The sequence below is a fragment of the Pectobacterium wasabiae CFBP 3304 genome (assembly GCF_001742185.1).
Taxonomy (GTDB): Bacteria; Pseudomonadota; Gammaproteobacteria; order Enterobacterales; family Enterobacteriaceae; genus Pectobacterium; species Pectobacterium wasabiae.
The window spans coordinates 3316923-3335473 of the sequence record NZ_CP015750.1; the positions used below are offsets into that span (position 1 = coordinate 3316923).

17 protein-coding genes are annotated in these 18551 nt (G+C 51.1%); 1 reads left to right on the forward strand and 16 read right to left on the reverse strand.

Features of this window, described 5'->3' with window-relative positions; genetic code table 11:
• Positions 1-2 precede the first annotated feature (2 nt).
• The 7 genes from mrdA to leuS all read right to left on the reverse strand — a co-directional run bounded on the left by mrdA (position 3) and on the right by leuS (position 7754).
• Positions 3-1907, reverse strand: a complete 1905-nt coding sequence (mrdA, locus tag A7983_RS14965) for a peptidoglycan DD-transpeptidase MrdA (protein WP_005976289.1) — start codon at positions 1905-1907, stop codon at positions 3-5.
• A 33-nt stretch (positions 1908-1940) separates the two neighbouring features.
• The gene (gene rlmH, locus A7983_RS14970; protein ID WP_005976291.1) at positions 1941-2411 is read right to left on the reverse strand and encodes a 23S rRNA (pseudouridine(1915)-N(3))-methyltransferase RlmH; all 471 of its coding nucleotides are present in this window, start codon (positions 2409-2411) and stop codon (positions 1941-1943) included.
• 1 nt (position 2412) lies between these two features.
• Positions 2413-2730: a ribosome silencing factor gene (gene rsfS, locus A7983_RS14975; RefSeq protein WP_005976293.1), complete on the reverse strand. Its 318-nt coding sequence runs from the start codon at positions 2728-2730 to the stop codon at positions 2413-2415.
• Positions 2731-2924: 194 nt separating this feature from the next.
• Positions 2925-3614: a nicotinate-nucleotide adenylyltransferase gene (gene nadD, locus A7983_RS14980; RefSeq protein ID WP_005976295.1), complete on the reverse strand. Its 690-nt coding sequence runs from the start codon at positions 3612-3614 to the stop codon at positions 2925-2927.
• The gene (holA, locus tag A7983_RS14985) at positions 3581-4606 is read right to left on the reverse strand and encodes a DNA polymerase III subunit delta (protein WP_005976297.1); all 1026 of its coding nucleotides are present in this window, start codon (positions 4604-4606) and stop codon (positions 3581-3583) included. The genes nadD and holA overlap by 34 nt, the downstream gene beginning before the upstream one ends.
• Entirely contained in the window at positions 4603-5157 is a 555-nt protein-coding gene (gene lptE, locus A7983_RS14990) for an LPS assembly lipoprotein LptE (protein WP_005976299.1), read from the reverse strand. Before lptE ends, holA begins: the two co-directional genes overlap by 4 nt.
• A gap of 14 nt (positions 5158-5171) precedes the next feature.
• The gene (gene leuS, locus A7983_RS14995; RefSeq protein WP_005976302.1) at positions 5172-7754 is read right to left on the reverse strand and encodes a leucine--tRNA ligase; all 2583 of its coding nucleotides are present in this window, start codon (positions 7752-7754) and stop codon (positions 5172-5174) included.
• A gap of 308 nt (positions 7755-8062) precedes the next feature.
• Here leuS and A7983_RS15000 point away from each other — a divergent pair, with 308 nt between their 5' ends.
• Positions 8063-8545 (forward strand): zinc ribbon-containing protein, encoded by a 483-nt coding sequence (locus A7983_RS15000; RefSeq protein ID WP_005976304.1) that lies wholly within the window; start codon positions 8063-8065, stop codon positions 8543-8545.
• 48 nt (positions 8546-8593) lie between these two features.
• Here the strand turns inward: A7983_RS15000 and A7983_RS15005 are convergent, their stop codons facing one another.
• The 9 genes from A7983_RS15005 to miaB form a co-directional block, all read right to left on the reverse strand.
• Entirely contained in the window at positions 8594-9319 is a 726-nt protein-coding gene (locus A7983_RS15005; protein WP_005976306.1) for an amino acid ABC transporter ATP-binding protein, read from the reverse strand.
• Entirely contained in the window at positions 9319-9993 is a 675-nt protein-coding gene (gltK, locus tag A7983_RS15010) for a glutamate/aspartate ABC transporter permease GltK (RefSeq protein WP_005976308.1), read from the reverse strand. Before gltK ends, A7983_RS15005 begins: the two co-directional genes overlap by 1 nt.
• A 3-nt stretch (positions 9994-9996) precedes the next feature.
• Positions 9997-10737: an amino acid ABC transporter permease gene (locus tag A7983_RS15015; protein ID WP_005976310.1), complete on the reverse strand. Its 741-nt coding sequence runs from the start codon at positions 10735-10737 to the stop codon at positions 9997-9999.
• Between the two features lie 219 nt (positions 10738-10956).
• A complete protein-coding gene (locus A7983_RS15020; protein ID WP_005976312.1) occupies positions 10957-11853 on the reverse strand; it encodes an amino acid ABC transporter substrate-binding protein in 897 nt (298 codons plus the stop codon).
• A 432-nt stretch (positions 11854-12285) separates the two neighbouring features.
• The gene (gene lnt / locus A7983_RS15025) at positions 12286-13815 is read right to left on the reverse strand and encodes an apolipoprotein N-acyltransferase (protein ID WP_005976314.1); all 1530 of its coding nucleotides are present in this window, start codon (positions 13813-13815) and stop codon (positions 12286-12288) included.
• Between the two features lie 7 nt (positions 13816-13822).
• On the reverse strand, positions 13823-14701 hold the full coding sequence (gene corC, locus A7983_RS15030; protein WP_005976316.1) for a CNNM family magnesium/cobalt transport protein CorC: 879 nt from the start codon (positions 14699-14701) through the stop codon (positions 13823-13825).
• Between the two features lie 393 nt (positions 14702-15094).
• Positions 15095-15574: an rRNA maturation RNase YbeY gene (gene ybeY / locus A7983_RS15035; RefSeq protein WP_005976318.1), complete on the reverse strand. Its 480-nt coding sequence runs from the start codon at positions 15572-15574 to the stop codon at positions 15095-15097.
• A complete protein-coding gene (locus A7983_RS15040) occupies positions 15571-16629 on the reverse strand; it encodes a PhoH family protein (protein ID WP_005976320.1) in 1059 nt (352 codons plus the stop codon). The genes ybeY and A7983_RS15040 overlap by 4 nt, the downstream gene beginning before the upstream one ends.
• 343 nt (positions 16630-16972) lie before the next feature.
• Positions 16973-18397, reverse strand: coding sequence for a tRNA (N6-isopentenyl adenosine(37)-C2)-methylthiotransferase MiaB (miaB, locus tag A7983_RS15045; protein ID WP_005976322.1), 1425 nt, complete (start codon positions 18395-18397; stop codon positions 16973-16975).
• Positions 18398-18551 lie beyond the last annotated feature (154 nt).

The window sequence follows — 18551 nt, forward strand, 5'->3', positions numbered from 1 at the left end:
GGTTACTCACTCTCGCTACCCGGAGGCGCAGGAGGCGCACTGGGTAAATCGGTATTGTTATCGCCTAGCAGAATATGATCAAGGATCTGGCGGGTGATGGTGCCCACGGTTGGGCCCGCTCCACCATTTTCCAGAATAATCGACAGCGCGACTTTAGGGTTTTTATAGGGGGCAAATGAGACCATTAATTTATGGTCACGCAGATGTTCTGCGATCTTGTGCGCATTATAGGTTTCATTTTCTTTCAGGCCGAAAACCTGTGCTGTACCGGATTTTGCTGCAATTTTATAGGGCGCATCATCGAAACTTTTGTGCGCGGTGCCGTTAGCGCGATTAGCTACGCCATACATACCGTCTTTCGCCACTTCCCAATATCCGGAGTGGATATTGCCAATCTGCTGGTTCTCAGTTTGTCGGAAAGGCACAATAGCGCCATTTTCTCGCGAGCTATAAAGCAGATGCGGCGTTTTGACCTGGCCGTCGTTGATCAGCGTGACCAGTGCCTTATTCATCTGGATAGGCGTCGCCGTCCAGTAGCCTTGACCGATCCCGACAGGGATCGTATCCCCCTGATACCAGGGTTTCTTAAATCGCCTGAGTTTCCACTCGCGGGTTGGCATGTTGCCAGCGCTTTCTTCCGAAATATCGATGCCGGTTTTCTCGCCGTAACCAAATTTATTCATCCATTCGGATAGGCGATCGATCCCCATGTCATAAGCGACCTGATAGAAGAAGGTATCGGCGGACTCTTCCAGTGATTTGGTGAGGTTAAGGCGACCATGTCCCCATTTTTTCCAGTCACGGAAGCGCTTTTCGGAGCCCGGCAATTGCCACCAGCCGGGATCGAACAAGCTAGTGTTAGTGGTGATAACGCCGGCAGTCAGGGCAGAAACCGCGATATAAGGTTTAACGGTGGAGGCGGGGGGATAAATCCCCTGTGTTGCACGATTGATCAACGGACGATTAGGATCGTTTTGTAATTTTGCATAATTTTTGGTGGAAATTCCGTCAACAAACAGGTTGGGGTCGTAACTCGGCGTGGAAACCATCGCCAGAATACCCCCGTCGCGTGGATCGGTAACAATGACGGCGGCGCGGCTGCCTTCCAGCAGTTTTTCAATGTAGATTTGCAGGCTCAGGTCCAGCGTCAGATAAATATCACGCCCAGCCTGCGGTGGCTGTTCGTGGAGCTGGCGGATCACGCGGCCGCGGTTGTTAACTTCAACTTCTTCATAACCGGGTTTGCCGTGGAGCAGATCTTCGTAATGGCGCTCAATGCCTAGCTTGCCAATGTCACGCGTCGCAGCGTAATCGGCGATTTTTTCTTCTTTGGTCAGCCGTTCTACGTCTTTATCGTTGATTTTTGAGACATAGCCCGTGACGTGCGTCAGCGCAGAACCGTAAGGATAATAGCGGCGTTGATAGCCTTTAACCTCAACGCCGGGAAAGCGATATTGGTTGACGGCAAAACGGGCGACCTGAATCTCATCGAGTCCGGTTTTTACTGGAATGGAGGTAAAACGGCGTGAACGCTTGCGCTCTTTTTCAAAATTTTCCAGATCGTCATCGGTCAAATTAACGATCGGGCGCAGCGCGTCCAGCGTCTCTTTCAAGTCGTCGACTTTATCGGGCACCAGTTCTAATTGATAGATGGTGCGGTTCAACGCCAGCGGCGTGCCGTTACGGTCGTAGATAATGCCGCGACTTGGCGCGATAGGAACCAGCTTAATGCGGTTCTCGTTAGAGCGTGTGCGATAGTCATCGACACGCAAAATTTGCAGATGATAAAGATTAGCGACTAATACACCGGAAAGCAGCAAAATGCCCAGAAAGGCTACCAAAGCGCGGCGCACGAACAGGGCAGACTCAGCCGTATAATCACGAAAGGGTTTACGTTCTACTTTCATCCAGTGTTATTTCACATGTTTCATCGTATCGCCTTACTCCCGATGGTAAGGGTGATTAGTCGTAATGCTCCATGCACGATACAGGCTCTCTGCCACCAGTACACGGACGAGCGGGTGCGGCAGCGTTAATGGCGAGAGTGACCAGCTTTGCTCCGCTGCGGCTTTGCATTCCGGTGAAAGCCCTTCAGGTCCACCAATCAGCAGACTGACATCGCGCCCATCCTGTTTCCAGCGCTCCAACTGTTGCGCCAACTGCGGCGTCTCCCAGCGAGTCCCTGGAATATCCAGCGTAACAATGCGGTTGCCTTTGCCTACCGCAGCCAGCATCTGTTCGCCTTCGCGCTCCAGAATGCGTTTAATATCGGCATTTTTACCCCGCTTCCCCGCCGGAATTTCGAGTAATTCGAAAGGCATGTCCTTCGGGAAGCGTCGCAGATAATCGGTGAAACCAGTCTGCACCCAGTCGGGCATTTTGGTGCCAACGGCGACCAGTTGCAGTTTCATGCTAGCCCCACAGCTTTTCCAATTCGTATAACTGGCGGCTTTCTTCTTGCAACACATGAACCATCACGTCACCTAAATCGACAACAACCCAGTCAGAGGCATTTTCACCCTCAACGCCGAGTGGAATCAGACCCGCCGCGCGTGAGGATTGCACGACGTGATCGGCAATAGAAGCGACATGACGTGTAGATGTGCCCGTACAGATAACCATGTAATCGGTGATGCTGGACTTACCCTGGACGTTGAGTACAACGATATCCTGAGCTTTTAGGTCATCGACCTTATCAATAACGAAGTCTTGGAGTGCTTGACCTTGCAAAGGTTCCCCCTCAATGGCGTTCTGTCAGTAATTGATGAACGCGTGTGGCGCTGAATTGTTTAGGAAAAATGTAAATCACCGAGTAATTGCCGAGAATTTCCGTTTTTCCCGGTGATTGAAACCAGCCGCGGAGTATATCACGCGCTTTTGCCGAGTGGTATAAAGCCCGTGGCTGATGGGCGGGAAAACCTGCGCTATTGGTACAGGCCGTGTTCGTTGATGTAACGGAGTACGACGGGCGGTAATAAATCGTGGCAATCCAGACCTTGCTGGCGTCGCTGGCGAATGTCCGTTGCGGAAATGGTGACCAGTGGCGTGTCTGCCAAAAAGATCCGCCCGTGTGACTGCTGATGAAGATCGTCCGGCGTGTGCGTCAGATGATCATCCAACCACTGCTGTAATTCGGGTGTTTCCAGCGTCGAGCGATAGCCGGGACGAGCACACACCAGCAAATGGCAAACGCTGAGTAGATCCTGCCAGCGGTGCCAGCGGTGTAGCGTTAGCAGTGAGTCCTGCCCGATGATAAATCCCAGCGGTGCATCATGGCCTTTTTCAGCCCGCAATGCTTCCAGCGTATCAATCGTATAGGAGGGGGTTTGCCGTTGCAGTTCACGATCGTCCACGGCAAAGAGCGGATTGCCTTCAACGGCCAGCTCAGCCATATGAAAACGCTGCCGGGAGCTGGCTTCGGGCTGCTGTCGGTGCGGCGGAACATTATTGGGCATCAGGACGACGTTAGTCAGCCCTACGAGTTTCGCCAGCGCAGTCACCGGTTGAAGGTGGCCGTAATGGATGGGATCGAACGTGCCGCCAAAAAATGCGGTCAGCGATGGCGCAGTGGATGACCTATTCAGATGAATGCCTCCGGCAAGGCTTTGCCGCACAACAGCATGGCAAGCGATTCAAGTTCAGACCAAACGGACTGACCATAGTCTTGCTTTAGGGTTATTTCCACCTGTGTTAATAACCGCACAGCCTGCTGTAGTTGCTGAAGAGAGAGCCGCTGTAATGCTTGACTGAGCAGATCACGTCGGTTTTGCCACACTTTTTGCTGATCGAATAACGTGCGCAGCGGCGTGTCTGACATGCGCCGTTTCAGCGCCAACAGCTGTAGTAGCTCGCGCTGTAGCGTACGCAGCAAAATGACAGGTTCACAGTCTTCCTGTTTTAGCTGCTGCAAAATGTGCCAGGCGCGTTTGGCTTTGCCTGCCAGCAATGCATCAAGCCAGTGAAAAGGCGTGAAGTGAGCAGCATCGTTGACCGCATTTTCTACACGCGGCAGGGTCAGCTTGCCATCGGGATAAAGCAGCGCTAACCGTTCTAACGCCTGAGACAGCGCGAGAAGGTTGCCTTCATAGCAATAGCAAATGAGCTGCGTGGCCTGTTCATCCAACGTCAGCTTCATGGCTTTGGCGCGCTGAGCAACCCAGCGGGGGAGTTGTGCTTGTTCCGGCGTCAGGCAATTGATATAGACACTGTCTTGCGACAGTGCTTTGAACCAGGCGCTGTTTTCCTGCGCTTTGGTCAGCTTATGGCCGCGCAAGATCAGCAGAATATCAGGGTGTAATAATCCAGAGAGCTTGGCCAGATTTTCGTTCATCGCTGCATTCGGGCCGTTTTCCGGCAAGATCAGCAGAAGCGATTGACGCGAAGCGAACAGGCTGAGCGCCTGACAGGTACTGAAAATCGCATCCCATTCGGTATGCAGATCCAGAATGAAGCTGAAATGCTCGCTGAATTCGTGCTGTTGAGCGACGCGTTTGATGTTATCAAGACTTTCTTGCAGCAGGAGAGGATCTGAACCAAAGACCAAATAACAACCGCGCAGCCCCTCATGGAGCTGCGCGGTGAGTTGTTCGGGGTAAAGCCGAATCATGAACGTGTGGCGGCAGTCGTCGAATCGGTGGATTGCAGCCGATTTTTGACTTCCTGACTACCGTTGATGGTCAGCAATTTACGCACCAACTGCTGAGCTGCCTGCTCACGCATTTCCTGACGGACGATTTCCTGTTCGGCATCTTTCGCCAGTGCAGCCAGCGGGTTATCAAAGAACGTGCGGAACACCGTCACGCTGAGCGGATAAATATCTTCACCCGGCATCAGCACCTGCGCCTGCAACGTTAGCACCATCTGGTATTCCGCTGTTTTACCGTCCTGAAAAATAGAGACGGTATCGCGCGTTTCGCTTGAGCCTAGTACCCGCAGAGACGGGATATCCTGACGTGTCGCATCGTCAACGATTTTCACATCGCTGAGACGGAGCTGCTCACGCACTGCACGCGTTAGCGGACCATAAGGATCGCTGCTGTCGAGCACCAGTGTTTGTAACTGCGCAGGCACTTGTGTCGTGCCGCGCAGATGAAAACCGCAGCCAGCGGTGATTAACACCGCCAGCCCCAGCAACAACGTGAATAGACGATGTCGCACAGTTCCTCCTTGCCTTAACCCACAACCAGGTTAAGCAGTTTGCCAGGGACATAAATCACTTTACGAACCGTGACGCCGTCCAGATATTTCGCGACCAGCGGTTCCTGAGCAGCGCGTTCGCGAACCTGTTCTTCGCTGGCGTCAGCGGCAACGGTAATTTTACCACGTACTTTACCGTTAACCTGAACGACGACCAGTTTGGAATCTTCCACCATCGCGTTCTCATCCGCAACCGGCCACGGTGCGGTATCCACATCGCCTTCACCTTGCAGCGCCTGCCACAGGGTGAAGCAAACGTGCGGCGTGAACGGATAGAGCATACGAACGACAGCCAGCAGGGTTTCCTGCGTCAGCGCGCGGTCCTGATCGCTTTCCTGTGGCGCTTTCGCTAGCTTGTTCATCAGTTCCATGATGGCGGCGATCGCGGTGTTGAAGGTCTGGCGACGGCCGATATCATCGGTCACTTTAGCGATCGTTTTGTGCAGATCGCGGCGCAGTGACTTCTGATCTTCGGTCAGCGTCGCAACATCCAGCGCTGTTGCTGCACCTTTCTCGGTGTGCTCGAAGGCTTGTCTCCAGACGCGTTTCAGGAAGCGGTTCGCGCCTTCTACGCCGGATTCCTGCCATTCCAGCGTCATTTCCGCCGGAGAAGCAAACATCATGAACAGACGAACGGTATCTGCACCGTATTTCTCTACCATGACCTGCGGATCGATGCCGTTGTTTTTGGACTTCGACATTTTGCTCATACCGGCGTAGATCACGTCACGGCCTTCGTTATCGACGGCTTTGACGATGCGACCTTTCTCATCACGCTCAACGGTGACGTCGGTAGGTGAAACCCAGTTACGCTCGCCGTTATTACCCAGATAGTAGAACGCATCCGCCAGCACCATACCCTGACACAGAAGGCGTTTGGCAGGTTCATCAGACGTAACCAGACCCGCATCGCGCATCAGTTTATGGAAGAAGCGGAAATACATCAGGTGCATGATGGCGTGTTCGATACCGCCAACATATTGGTCAACGGGCAGCCAGTAGTTGGCGGCAGCCGGGTCCAGCATCCCTTGATCGTACTGCGGGCAGGTATAACGCGCGTAGTACCAGGAAGATTCCATAAAGGTGTCGAATGTGTCGGTTTCACGCAGCGCTGGCTGGCCGTTAATGGTCGTCTTCGCCCATTCAGGGTTAGATTTCAGCGGGCTGGTGATGCCATCCATCACGACATCTTCCGGCAGGATCACCGGCAACTGATCTTCTGGTGTCGGGATGACGGTGCCATCTTCCAATGTCACCATCGGAATTGGCGCGCCCCAGTAGCGCTGACGAGATACGCCCCAGTCGCGCAAGCGATAGTTGACTTTACGTTCGCCAATGCCTTTTTCTACCAGCTTATCGGCAATAGCATTGAATCCAGCCTCGAAATCCAGATCGTCAAATTCGCCGGAGTTAAACAGGCTACCTTTTTCGGTCATCGCCTGAGCGGACAGATCGGGCTCGCTGCCGTCGGTATTGAGAATAACTGGCTTGATGGACAAGTCATATTTGGTGGCAAATTCCCAGTCGCGCTGGTCGTGACCTGGAACGGCCATCACTGCGCCTGTGCCGTATTCCATCAGAACAAAGTTGGCAACCCAGATAGCGACTTTCTCACCGTTCAGCGGGTGAATGACATACAGGCCGGTCGCCATGCCTTTTTTCTCCATCGTCGCCATATCGGCTTCAGCGACTTTGGTATTACGACACTCTGCAATGAAATCGGCCAACGCTGGATTGGTTGCGGCAGCCTGCGTGGCGAGAGGATGGCCCGCAGCAACAGCAACGTAGGTCACGCCCATGAACGTATCCGGGCGTGTGGTGTAAACGCTCAGTTTCTCTGCGCTGTCTGCTACGTCAAAGGTGATTTCCACCCCTTCGGAACGGCCAATCCAGTTACGCTGCATGGTTTTGACCTGCTCAGGCCAGCTTTCCAGCGTATCCAAATCGTTCAGCAGTTGGTCTGCATAAGCGGTGATTTTGATAAACCACTGTGGAATCTCTTTGCGCTCAACCTTGGTGTCACAGCGCCAGCAGCAGCCGTCGATAACCTGTTCGTTCGCCAGTACAGTTTGGTCGTTCGGACACCAGTTAACGGCGGAGGTTTTTTTATACACCAGACCTTTTTCATACAGCTTGGTGAAGAACCACTGCTCCCAGCGGTAGTAGTCTGGTTTACAGGTTGCGACTTCACGATCCCAGTCATAGCCAAAGCCCAGCAGTTTGAGCTGGTTTTTCATGTAATCGATGTTGGCATAGGTCCAGGGGGCTGGAGCGGTGTTGTTTTTGACCGCAGCGCCTTCAGCCGGCAGGCCAAACGCATCCCAACCGATCGGTTGCAGAACGTTTTTGCCCAGCATGCGCTGATAGCGGGAAATCACGTCACCGATGGTGTAGTTACGGACGTGGCCCATATGTAGTCGACCAGAAGGGTATGGCAGCATGGAAAGGCAATAGTATTTTTCCTTGCCAGGCTGTTCGGTGACTTTAAATGTCTGCTTCTCTTGCCAGTGAAGCTGGACGTCCGCTTCTATCTCTTCTGGGCGGTATTGCTCTTGCATGGCTGCCAGGGGTCCTGTTTAGTGAAGAATCGCTACGTGAGTAGTCTGTTCTGATTCATAACAAAAGATCCGCATAGCATAGCCGTAAGCGGCGCAGGCAACAACACCCAGCGCCCGACTGAGGAATATTTCTGATCTGTAAGCGGAATACTGCGAGGAATTGCGCAAATTGGCGACAATTCGTCGGGTATGTGGAAAAAATAATCTAAAATAGAGAGAGATAGGTAACGTATCGGTCTTTGGCTAGATATGCCAGACGGCGAATAATCGTTTTTTATCACCCTTCAACCCGCTATTCAGGAGGAAGCATGAATAAACTAGCCCGCTATTACCGCGAGTTAATGGCCTCAGTGACGGCCCGGCTGAACAACGGTGAGCGCGATTTTGACAGTCTGGTGCAGAGCGCCCGTAAAACCTTACAGGAAGGCTCGGAGCTGACGCAAAAAGAAATAGAACAGGTGATTCAGGCTGTTCAGCGCGATCTGGAAGAGTTTGGCCGTAGCTATAGCGAAAGTCAGGATGAATTTACCGACAGCGTTTTTATGCGAGTGATAAAGGAAAGTCTGTGGCAGGAGCTGGCGGATATTACGGATAAAACGCAATTGGAGTGGAGTGAGATCTTCAAAGATGTGAATCATCACGGGGTGTACCACAGTGGTGAAGTGGTGGGGTTAGGCAATCTGGTGTGTGAAAACTGCCATCACCATATCGCGTTCTACACACCGGAAGTTTTGCCACTCTGCCCGAAATGTTCACATGACCTGTTCCATCGCCAGCCGTTTCAGCCGTAAGGCGCGCTAAATAGATACAGCGTGCCTTGCGGCACGCTTTGATGGATATTAATGCAGGATTTTCGCCAGGAAGTCTTTCGCGCGTTCAGACTGTGGGTTGTTGAAGAAATCATCCTTGCGAGTGTCTTCAACAATTTTGCCCTCATCCATAAAAATCACGCGGTGTGCTACTTTTCTGGCAAAGCCCATTTCATGGGTGACGACCATCATGGTCATGCCTTCCTGCGCCAATTCAACCATAACGTCCAGCACTTCGTTGATCATCTCTGGGTCAAGCGCGGATGTTGGTTCATCAAATAACATCGCGATGGGGTCCATACACAGCGCGCGGGCAATCGCGACACGCTGTTGCTGGCCACCGGAAAGCTGTCCAGGGTACTTGTTGGCGTGCGCCGCCAGCCCTACGCGTTCCAACAGCTTCTGCGCTTTGGCTTTGGCGTCTTCACGCTTACGCTTTAATACTTTTACCTGCGCCAGCGTCAGGTTCTCGATAATCGACAGGTGTGGGAACAGTTCAAAGTGTTGGAACACCATCCCGACTTTGGAACGTAACTGGGCCAGATTGGTTTTTTTATCGTTAACAGCAGTGCCATTGACGGTAATTTCACCTTTTTGAATCGGTTCCAGTCCATTTACGGTTTTGATCAGGGTTGATTTACCGGAGCCAGAAGGTCCGCAGACGACCACAACTTCACCTTTTTTTACTTCTGTGGAGCAGTCGGCTAGCACCTGAAATTGGCCGTACCATTTAGAAACATTTTTCAGGGAAATCATCAAACCGTCCTTTTTTTCAGGTAACTGACCAGCATTGAGGCAGTAATGCTGAAGAGAAAATAAATGAATCCAGCAAACAGGATCATTTCAACTTGTGTTCCGTCGCGCTCGCCGATGGTTGAGGCGGTACGGAAGAAATCAGCGAGGCTGAGTACGTAAACCAGTGAGGTATCCTGAAACAGAACAATCCCTTGCGTCAGTAACAGCGGCACCATAGCGCGGAATGCCTGTGGCAGAATAACCAGCTTCATGGATTGCCAGTGCGTCATTCCTAATGCTAACGCTGCGGAAGATTGACCGCGCGATACGCTGAGGATACCCGCACGAATGATTTCCGAATAATAGGCTGCCTCGAACAGCGAGAAGGCTACCATAGCTGAAATCAGTCGAATATCGGTTTTCGGCGATAGCCCAAGCACATTTTGTAATAAGCTAGGAACCACCAGATAGAACCACAGTAGTACCATGACCAGTGGAACGGAGCGGAACAGGTTCACATACAGTTTGGCGAACCAACTGATGGGCTTTATCGGCGACAGACGCATCACTGCGAGGATCGTACCCCAGACAATCCCGAATACTACCGCCGTCAACGTAATTTCGAGTGTGACAACCATCCCCTGAATCAGGTACGGCATACTTGGCCCAATGGAGCTCCAGTCAAATTCATACATGATTTATTTGCTCCCCATATTGCCCGGCAAACGGGTTTTTCGCTCAACGACCTGCATGATCAACATAATAATGGCGTTGATGCCAACATACGCGAGTGTGATGGCGGTAAAGGATTCATAGGCGTGGGCGGAATAGTCCAAGAGTTTCCCTGCCTGTGCCGCCATATCAACCAGACCAATTGTGGAAGCAATCGCTGAGTTTTTTACCAGATTTAGCATTTCTGACGTTAGCGGTGGAACGATCACGCGATACGCATTGGGCAGTAACACATAGCGATAGGTTTGCGGTAGCGTCAGACCCATTGCCAGCCCGGCGGCTTTCTGCCCGCGGGGTAACGACTGGATCCCCGCCCGCACCTGCTCACAAACGCGTGCTGCGGTGAAGAGCCCCAGACAAATCATTGATGACAGAAAGAACTGAATATTAGGGTCTAACTCGGCTTTAAACCACATACCGATGTTGACGGGAAGAAGCTCAGGAACCACCAGATACCAAGTAAAAAATTGGACGATAAGCGGGACGTTGCGAAATAGCTCGACGTAGCAAGTACCAATGCTCGAAAGAAAACGGTTCGGGACGGTACGCAAGATTCCAAATAAAGAACCAATCAGAAAGGCGATAATCCAGGCACAGATAGATAATGTGACGGTGACTTGCAGACCGGACAAAATCCACCCGAGGTAGGTTGTGTTGCCGAAGGGGGCGGCTTGTAGAAATATGCCCCAGTTCCACTCTATTGACATAACGAACTCCGGTAAAAAAAGGGTAGCGAAGCTACCCTGAAGATTGATGAGCGGCCATATTCCCGTTCTTTTTCAAACTACAGGCGTCGTGTTTATTTTCCTGTTTCTCGAAATTTCTCGGGGCAACATGTGATGGGGAACGACCATCACATGCCTGTCTGTCCTGCCACGAATCAGCAATCAGAGGGCAGATGATCCTGCCCTTATTCTCATTATTAATTAGTTTAGTGCTTTGTCATTTGGCGCTTTGAACAACGCTTTCATTTCGTCTGACAGGGCAAAGTTCAGGTTAAGATCTTTTGGCGGAATCGGCTGTTTGAACCAGCGATCAAACCATTTTTCGGCTTCGCCAGAGGTCTGTACTTCGGCGATGGTGTCATCAACCAGTTTCTTGAATTGCGGATCGTCTTTACGCAGCATACAGCCGTAGGCTTCTTCAGACTGCGCTTTACCAACGATATCCCACTGATCGGCGCTTTTCGCTTTCGCACGTTCACCAGCCAGCAGTGCATCATCCATCATAAAGGCGACTGCACGGCCGCTTTCCAGCGTGCGGAAAGAGTCGCCATGGTCCTTCGCACTGATGATGCGCATCTTCAGTTGTTTTTCTTCATTCAGCTTATTCAGCAGAACTTCAGAGGTTGTACCGGAGGTCACGACGACAGTTTTACCCGCCAAATCCGGGAAATCTTTTACACCGGAATCTTTTTTGGTTAACAGACGCGTACCGACAACGAAAATGGTGTTAGAAAACGCGGCTTGTTTCTGACGTTCCAGGTTGTTGGTCGTTGAGCCACATTCCAAATCGAAAGTCCCGTTCTGTAACAGCGGAATACGATTTTGAGAGGTGATCGGGAGTAGTTTGACCTGCAGGTTAGGCGCATCCAGTTTTTTCTTAATCGCGTCGACAATTTTGTCAGAGTAGGCCTGAGAATAGCCGACGACTTTCTGCGTATTATCGTAGTAAGAGAAAGGGACGGACGATTCACGGTGGCCAATGACGATCACGCCATTATCTTTGACCTTTTTCAATGTACCGGCCAGATCTTCAGCCTGGGCTGCACTGGCGGCAGTGCCAAGCAGAATCAGTGATAATGCCAGTTTACGCATTTGCATGTTCTAACTCCTTTGCTGTCGTTGCTGCAATAGTTATAGCGCTGTCATCAATAACCATAGGGTTAATGTGTTCGTTATCTTCAAGTTAACGTTATATCGCTGAATCACTCATGACACGTTGCTACTTCTCAGTGATAACGTTGCACCGTTAAAGCGCGAAGTTACTGCGTACACAGTTAAAAAGTAGCTGATTGTAAATAGATTGAAATAGAAATGTTTTCTTTTTGCGATATCCGCCGCACCAAATGGCAGCAATGTCAGAGGTTGGCACCAATTTGGTGCGTAACTTGCCCCGCGAGAGGGCTTTAAGCCGACGTAATATCCAAAAAAATACAGAAACAACCCTTTACAGGGTAATAAGAGGCAAATACCGTGCCAAAAATAAAAAAAGGCATGCAAAAGCATGCCCTTAGGGACGTGAGGAGGGGGCGGTTATCGGCGACGTAAACCGAAGAAAACGGCAGTGATGCCGCCTAGCAGCGTAACGATCCATAGCGGCCAAGAACCGAAGCGGGCATAAGGCGTTATCCCGGTTGCAGGAACCACCTTCGCGTCTAGCACCGCACGCGTAAACTGTGGCAGGCTGGCGCTGACCTTGCCATCTGGCGTAATCACCGCGGTGACACCGTTATTAGTGCTACGAACCAGAGGACGCCCTAACTCCAGCGCGCGCATGCGTGCCATCTGGAAGTGTTGCCATGGGCCGATTGAATGGCCGAACCAGGCATCGTTCGAGATGGTCAACAACATATCGGTGTCTGGTCGGAAGTTATCACGCACCTGTTGTCCTAAGATGATTTCATAACAAATAGCGGCATTCAGTTTGAAACCATGCACAGAAAGCTGTGGCTGAACATAGTCCCCTCGGCTAAACGATGACATCGGCAGATCGAAGAACGGGGCCAGCGGACGTAACAGCGTTTCCAGCGGGACAAACTCGCCAAAAGGCACCAGATGGTTTTTGTTGTAGCGGTTCGTCGTGGGGTAGCTGTATGGTTCTTTGTCGCCGAGTACGATAATTGAGTTATAGAAGTCGGTCTTATTACCATCACGCCGGATATCGACGATACCTGTAATCAGGCTGCTATTGTGGCTACGTAGAATATCGTCGATCTGCTTCAAATAGGCGTTCTGACGGCTTTCAATATCAGGAATTGCCGTTTCCGGCCAGATAACAATAGGTGCCTTGTCCATATACGGCAGGCTGTTATCCAGATAGATCCTCAGTGTGTTCAACAGTTCATCTTGTTCCCACTTCATAGCCTGCGGGATATTACCTTGTACCAGCGCGATATTGACGGCGCGTTCCGGTTGCGAGGTGTACCACTGCACGCTGCGTAGCGGCCATGCTAAAACGAAAACACCGACAGCAACGGCTGCCGGTAGGATTTTCCGCTGATTGATGGCATAAACGAGCAGTCCGCTGAGGCTCATCAATAGGAAGGTAATGGTGTCGATACCCAGAATAGGCGCGATACCTTTTAATGGGCCGTCAATTTGGCTGTAGCCGAATTGCAGCCACGGAAAGCCTGTGAGCACCCAGCCGCGCAGAAATTCGGTTAGCTGCCAGAGCACGGGGGCGGCAAGCGCAAGGCGCCACAGCGTGGTTTTCGGCCACAGGCGTGAGAGCAGGGCAGAAAACAGCAGAGGATAGAGCGACAAATAGGCGGCGAGTAGAATGACTATCGCAACATTGACTGGGTCTGGCATTCCGCCAAATTGCGCGATACTGACGTAAACCCAGTTTACGCCGCTGCCGAACAGGCCTAATCCCCAGCAAAACCCTATCCAGGCTGACTGGCGACTCGTGCGGTTGAGCGTCAGAGCCTGTAGACCCATGAGCGAGATAATCGCCGCAGGCCAGAAGTCAAAGGGAGAAAATGCCAGCGTGCCACAGGCACCAAATAAGAGCGCCAGCAGGGCTTTGACCTGCTGGCGTTGTAGGAAAGATGCGACAACCATTGCCAAATTATTCTTCCAATTTTGGTTGGGGGGCATTGTCAGGGATTCTGACATGAACCTGAATGATACGGCGACTGTCTGCCATCGCAACCTTAAACAGGTAACCTTCTATGTCGATGGTTTCGCCACGAGCAGGAAGATGGCCGAAAGACTGCATGACCAAGCCGCCGATGGTGTCGACTTCATCATCGCTAAACCGTGTGCCGAAAGCCTCGTTAAAATCTTCTATATCGGTTAACGCACGAACGGTGTAGGTCTGGCGATTAAGCTGACGAACATCTCTGTCTTCTTCATCGTCATATTCGTCTTCAATTTCGCCGACAATCAACTCAAGGATATCTTCAATCGTGACCAGGCCGGATACGCCACCAAATTCATCGATGACAATCGCCATGTGATAGCGCAGCGAACGGAATTCATTCAGCATTCTATCAACGCGTTTACTTTCCGGCACAACAACGGCGGAACGCAGGACTTTATCCATACTGAACGGTTCGGAATCGCTGCGCATAAACGGCAGCAAATCTTTAGCCATCAGGATGCCTTCAATATGGTCTTTATCTTCGCTAATGACGGGGAAGCGGGAGTGAGCGGATTCGATAATGACATCCAGACACTCTTCCAACGTTTGATCGCGCTTGAGCGTAATCATCTGCGAGCGAGGGATCATGATGTCACGTACACGCTGGTCGGCGATATCCATGACGCCTTCGAGCATGTCTCGTGTTTCAGGATCGATCAGTTCATTCTGCTCGGAATCACGAATCAGAGTGAGTAAACCGTTACGATCTTTTGGCTCGCCGTGAAAAAGCTGATTAAGAATAAGAGAAAAGAAGCCCTTCTTGGGACTGGGTGCATCGCTGTTTTGAGAATGGTCGTCGCTCATGCGTTTTAATTAACATCACTCTTGTTAAGGGATTATTGCCAGCAACTGGAAGCGGCACAGTGGCTGATGTGGAACAGATTAGTACCCGGTATCTTCCCGATCTCGGGCTATACCCGTCATACTTCAAGCTGCATGTGCGTTGGCAATACTCGTCTCATCTCTGAGACTCGCCCTGAAGGGCCACCGCTAGCGGCGTTCAAATCGGCTAAGCCGATTTGTCCTCACTCACCCAGTCACTTACTGGTGTAAGCTTCTGGGATTCGTTGTGTCGCCGCGTTACGAGTCCCATAAATGGCACTCGCCCTAGCGAGCCAACGCTTTGCGTTGTTCAAAACGATAACGTTTTGTCCTGCAACTCGAATTATTTAGGGTCTATACAAAATGTATTTCTATTTATTCGGTGAGACCATCTTTTTCTGCAAGGTAGGGATCGGCATAACCCATGTCTTGCATAATCTCGGTTTCCAGCGCTTCCATTTCTTCGGCTTCGCTGTCTTCGATGTGGTCATACCCTAGCAGATGCAGGCTACCATGGACAACCATGTGCGCCCAGTGCTCTTCTACGGTTTTTTCCTGCTCTGCGGCTTCGCGTTCCACAACCTGACGGCAGATGATTAAATCGCCCAGCAGAGGAAGTTCGACTTCGGGCGGTGCCTCAAAAGGAAATGATAGCACGTTGGTCGGCTTGTCTTTACCGCGATAGGTGTTATTCAGATCGCGACTTTCAGCCTCATCGACGATACGAATGGTAACTTCAGCGACTTCCTGAAACTGTGGTAGAACGCCTTCCAACCAACGCTGAAAGTCTTTTTCTTCCGGTAGCCCTTGTGTTTGCTCACTGGCGATTTGTAAATCGAGAATCACCTGACTCATTTTTGCTCCTGATCTGCTGCCGCAGTCTGCGCTTCACGCTTACGCTGTTCTGCTAAGGCGTCTTTACGTTTCTGTTCGGCATTTTCCCATGCTTCATAGGCATTCACAATCCGCGCGACCACCGGATGGCGCACTACGTCTTCGCTGTGGAAAAAGTTAAAGCTGATCTCTTCCACATCGGCCAGCACTTCAATCGCATGGCGTAAGCCGGATTTTAGATTTTTCGGCAGGTCGATTTGTGTGACGTCACCAGTGATGACGGCTTTTGAATTGAACCCGATACGTGTCAGGAACATTTTCATCTGTTCGATGGTGGTGTTCTGGCTTTCATCCAGAATGATAAAGGCATCGTTCAGCGTTCGGCCACGCATGTAAGCCAGTGGCGCAACTTCAATGACGTTGCGTTCGATGAGTTTTTCAACGCGCTCAAAGCCCAGCATTTCAAACAGAGCATCATAAAGTGGGCGCAGGTACGGATCGACTTTCTGGCTCAGATCGCCAGGCAGGAAGCCCAGTTTCTCACCAGCTTCGACTGCTGGGCGCGTTAACAGAATACGGCGAATATCCTGACGCTCTAGCGCATCCACCGCGGCAGCGACGGCCAGGTAGGTTTTCCCCGTTCCCGCCGGGCCAACGCCGAACGTGATATCGTGATCGAGGATGTTGGCGACATACTGCGCCTGATTCGGTGTGCGTGGTTTGATTACGCCACGTTTGGTACGAATATTGACCACTTTGCCATAGTCAGGAACGTGTTCCGCAGACTGTTCCAGCACACGAGATTCTTTAATCGCAAGATGAATCTGCTCAGGGTCTATGTCGCCGATGACGCCACGTATCGGAGCTGTATCGACATACAGGCGTTGCAGAATATCCGCGGCAGCCTGCGTCAGCAGGCTTTTACCAACCAGTTTAAACTGATTATCCCGACGATTGATCTCGATGCCTAAGCGACGTTCTAACTGTTTAATATTGTCATCAAACGGACCGCAAAGGCTGAGTAGGCGTTGGTTATCTGCGGGTTCAAGGGCAATTTCTTTTGTTGTTACGTTCAAATTATTCCTCTTGAGCGTTACTGTGCTGGCGCTATTCTGCCCACACAAAATGAACGGTTGTCAGACGGCACTGATGTGCCCGCCATATGAATGAATTATTCATCGTGAATGCCCGATGGTGCAAGCCACAATAATAATATTGGGATGCCGCTTCGCAAAAGCAAATGTAAGCGCCATGAAATTGAAACTGATTAAAGGTTATTTCTGCCTGCCATAAAAAAACGCAGAGAACGTTTTTCAGCGTTGCAAAGCAACGGCCCGAAGGGTGGTAGGCAAGGATAGCCTGCTATAAAAAATGGGTGGCAAAGCCACCCACAATAATATTCAAGCGAATGAACGTTGATTACGGCTGGTAGAACCCGACACCGATCTCGTTCTCTTTACGAGTACGAGCAATCACGGAAGACGGTGATTCATGTACGCGCAGATCCATTTGATCTTCGGTACGCACCACGATGCCACGCAATGAATTGGTATAAACGTCAACGATTTCAACATCGACAAATTTACCGATCATATCTGGCGTGCCTTCGAAGTTGACGACGCGGTTGTTTTCCGTGCGGCCAGACAGCTCCATCACGCTCTTGCGTGAGGTGCCTTCCACCAGGATACGCTGGACGGTGCCCAACATGAGACGGCTGAACCGCATTGCCTGCTGAGTGATACGCTCTTGCAGAAGGTACAGCCGCTGTTTTTTCTCTTCTTCCGGCACATCATCGACCATATCCGCAGCCGGTGTTCCCGGACGGGCGGAATAGACAAAGCTATAGCTCATATCGAAATTCACATCGGCGATCAGCTTCATGGTCTGTTCAAAGTCAGCCTGCGTTTCGCCAGGGAAACCGATGATAAAGTCAGAACTGATCAGGATGCCCGGACGCGCATTGTGCAATTTACGAATGATTGCTTTGTATTCCAGCGCGGTATGACGGCGTTTCATCATCGTCAATACGCGGTCAGAACCGCTTTGCACTGGCAAATGCAGGAAGCTGACCAACTCCGGCGTGTCTTCATAGACGCTGATAATATCGTCTGTGAATTCAATCGGATGGCTGGTGGTGAAGCGGACACGATCGATCCCGTCAATGGCGGCGACCAGACGCAGCAGTTCGGCAAAAGAGCAGATTTCACCGTCATAGGTTTCACCGCGATAGGCGTTAACGTTCTGTCCCAGCAGGTTAACTTCACGCACGCCTTGTGCCGCCAGTTGAGCGATCTCAAACAATACATCATCGCACGGGCGGCTGACTTCTTCGCCACGGGTATAAGGCACCACGCAGAATGTGCAATATTTATTGCAGCCTTCCATGATGGAGACGAATGCCGTCGGCCCTTCGGCGCGAGGCTCTGGCAGACGGTCAAATTTTTCGATTTCAGGGAAGCTGATGTCAACGATAGGGCTACGCGTGCCCTGAACGTGATTAATCATTTCCGGCAGGCGGTGCAAGGTTTGCGGACCAAAAATAACGTCAACGTAGTGCGCACGTTCACGAATATGCGCGCCTTCCTGCGAGGCAACGCAGCCACCGACACCAATAATCAGATTCGGATTAAGATCTTTCAGCGCTTTCCAGCGACCAAGTTGATGGAAGACCTTTTCCTGCGCCTTTTCACGGATCGAACAGGTATTGAGCAGCAGGACATCGGCTTCTTCAGCGATGTCAGTAAGCTCATAGCCGTGCGTACTTCCTAGTAAATCTGCCATCTTTGATGAATCGTACTCATTCATCTGACAGCCCCAGGTTTTAATATGCAGTTTTTTTGTCATCGACTTGCCATTACTCAGTGCGGAAATAAGAAAGATTCCCCTCATTTGGGATGGGTATTGTAATCGTTAGCTGACGTTGTGACCAGTGCTGGAAACCGTGCTGATTTGATAACCCCTTACTTTCTATAAAAATGCGGCTTTTCTGAAAAATCCT

Coding starts and splice junctions, on each gene's coding strand:
- miaB (WP_005976322.1), bottom strand. CDS start 18,397: ATGACAAAAAAACTGCATATTAAAACCTGGGGCTGTCAGATGAATGAG.
- holA (WP_005976297.1), bottom strand. CDS start 4,606: ATGATTCGGCTTTACCCCGAACAACTCACCGCGCAGCTCCATGAGGGG.
- A7983_RS15005 (WP_005976306.1), bottom strand. CDS start 9,319: ATGATTTCCCTGAAAAATGTTTCTAAATGGTACGGCCAATTTCAGGTG.
- A7983_RS15000 (WP_005976304.1), top strand. CDS start 8,063: ATGAATAAACTAGCCCGCTATTACCGCGAGTTAATGGCCTCAGTGACG.
- rlmH (WP_005976291.1), bottom strand. CDS start 2,411: ATGAAACTGCAACTGGTCGCCGTTGGCACCAAAATGCCCGACTGGGTG.
- gltK (WP_005976308.1), bottom strand. CDS start 9,993: ATGTATGAATTTGACTGGAGCTCCATTGGGCCAAGTATGCCGTACCTG.
- corC (WP_005976316.1), bottom strand. CDS start 14,701: ATGAGCGACGACCATTCTCAAAACAGCGATGCACCCAGTCCCAAGAAG.
- mrdA (WP_005976289.1), bottom strand. CDS start 1,907: ATGAAAGTAGAACGTAAACCCTTTCGTGATTATACGGCTGAGTCTGCC.
- A7983_RS15020 (WP_005976312.1), bottom strand. CDS start 11,853: ATGCAAATGCGTAAACTGGCATTATCACTGATTCTGCTTGGCACTGCC.
- lnt (WP_005976314.1), bottom strand. CDS start 13,815: ATGGTTGTCGCATCTTTCCTACAACGCCAGCAGGTCAAAGCCCTGCTG.
- ybeY (WP_005976318.1), bottom strand. CDS start 15,574: ATGAGTCAGGTGATTCTCGATTTACAAATCGCCAGTGAGCAAACACAA.
- A7983_RS15015 (WP_005976310.1), bottom strand. CDS start 10,737: ATGTCAATAGAGTGGAACTGGGGCATATTTCTACAAGCCGCCCCCTTC.
- leuS (WP_005976302.1), bottom strand. CDS start 7,754: ATGCAAGAGCAATACCGCCCAGAAGAGATAGAAGCGGACGTCCAGCTT.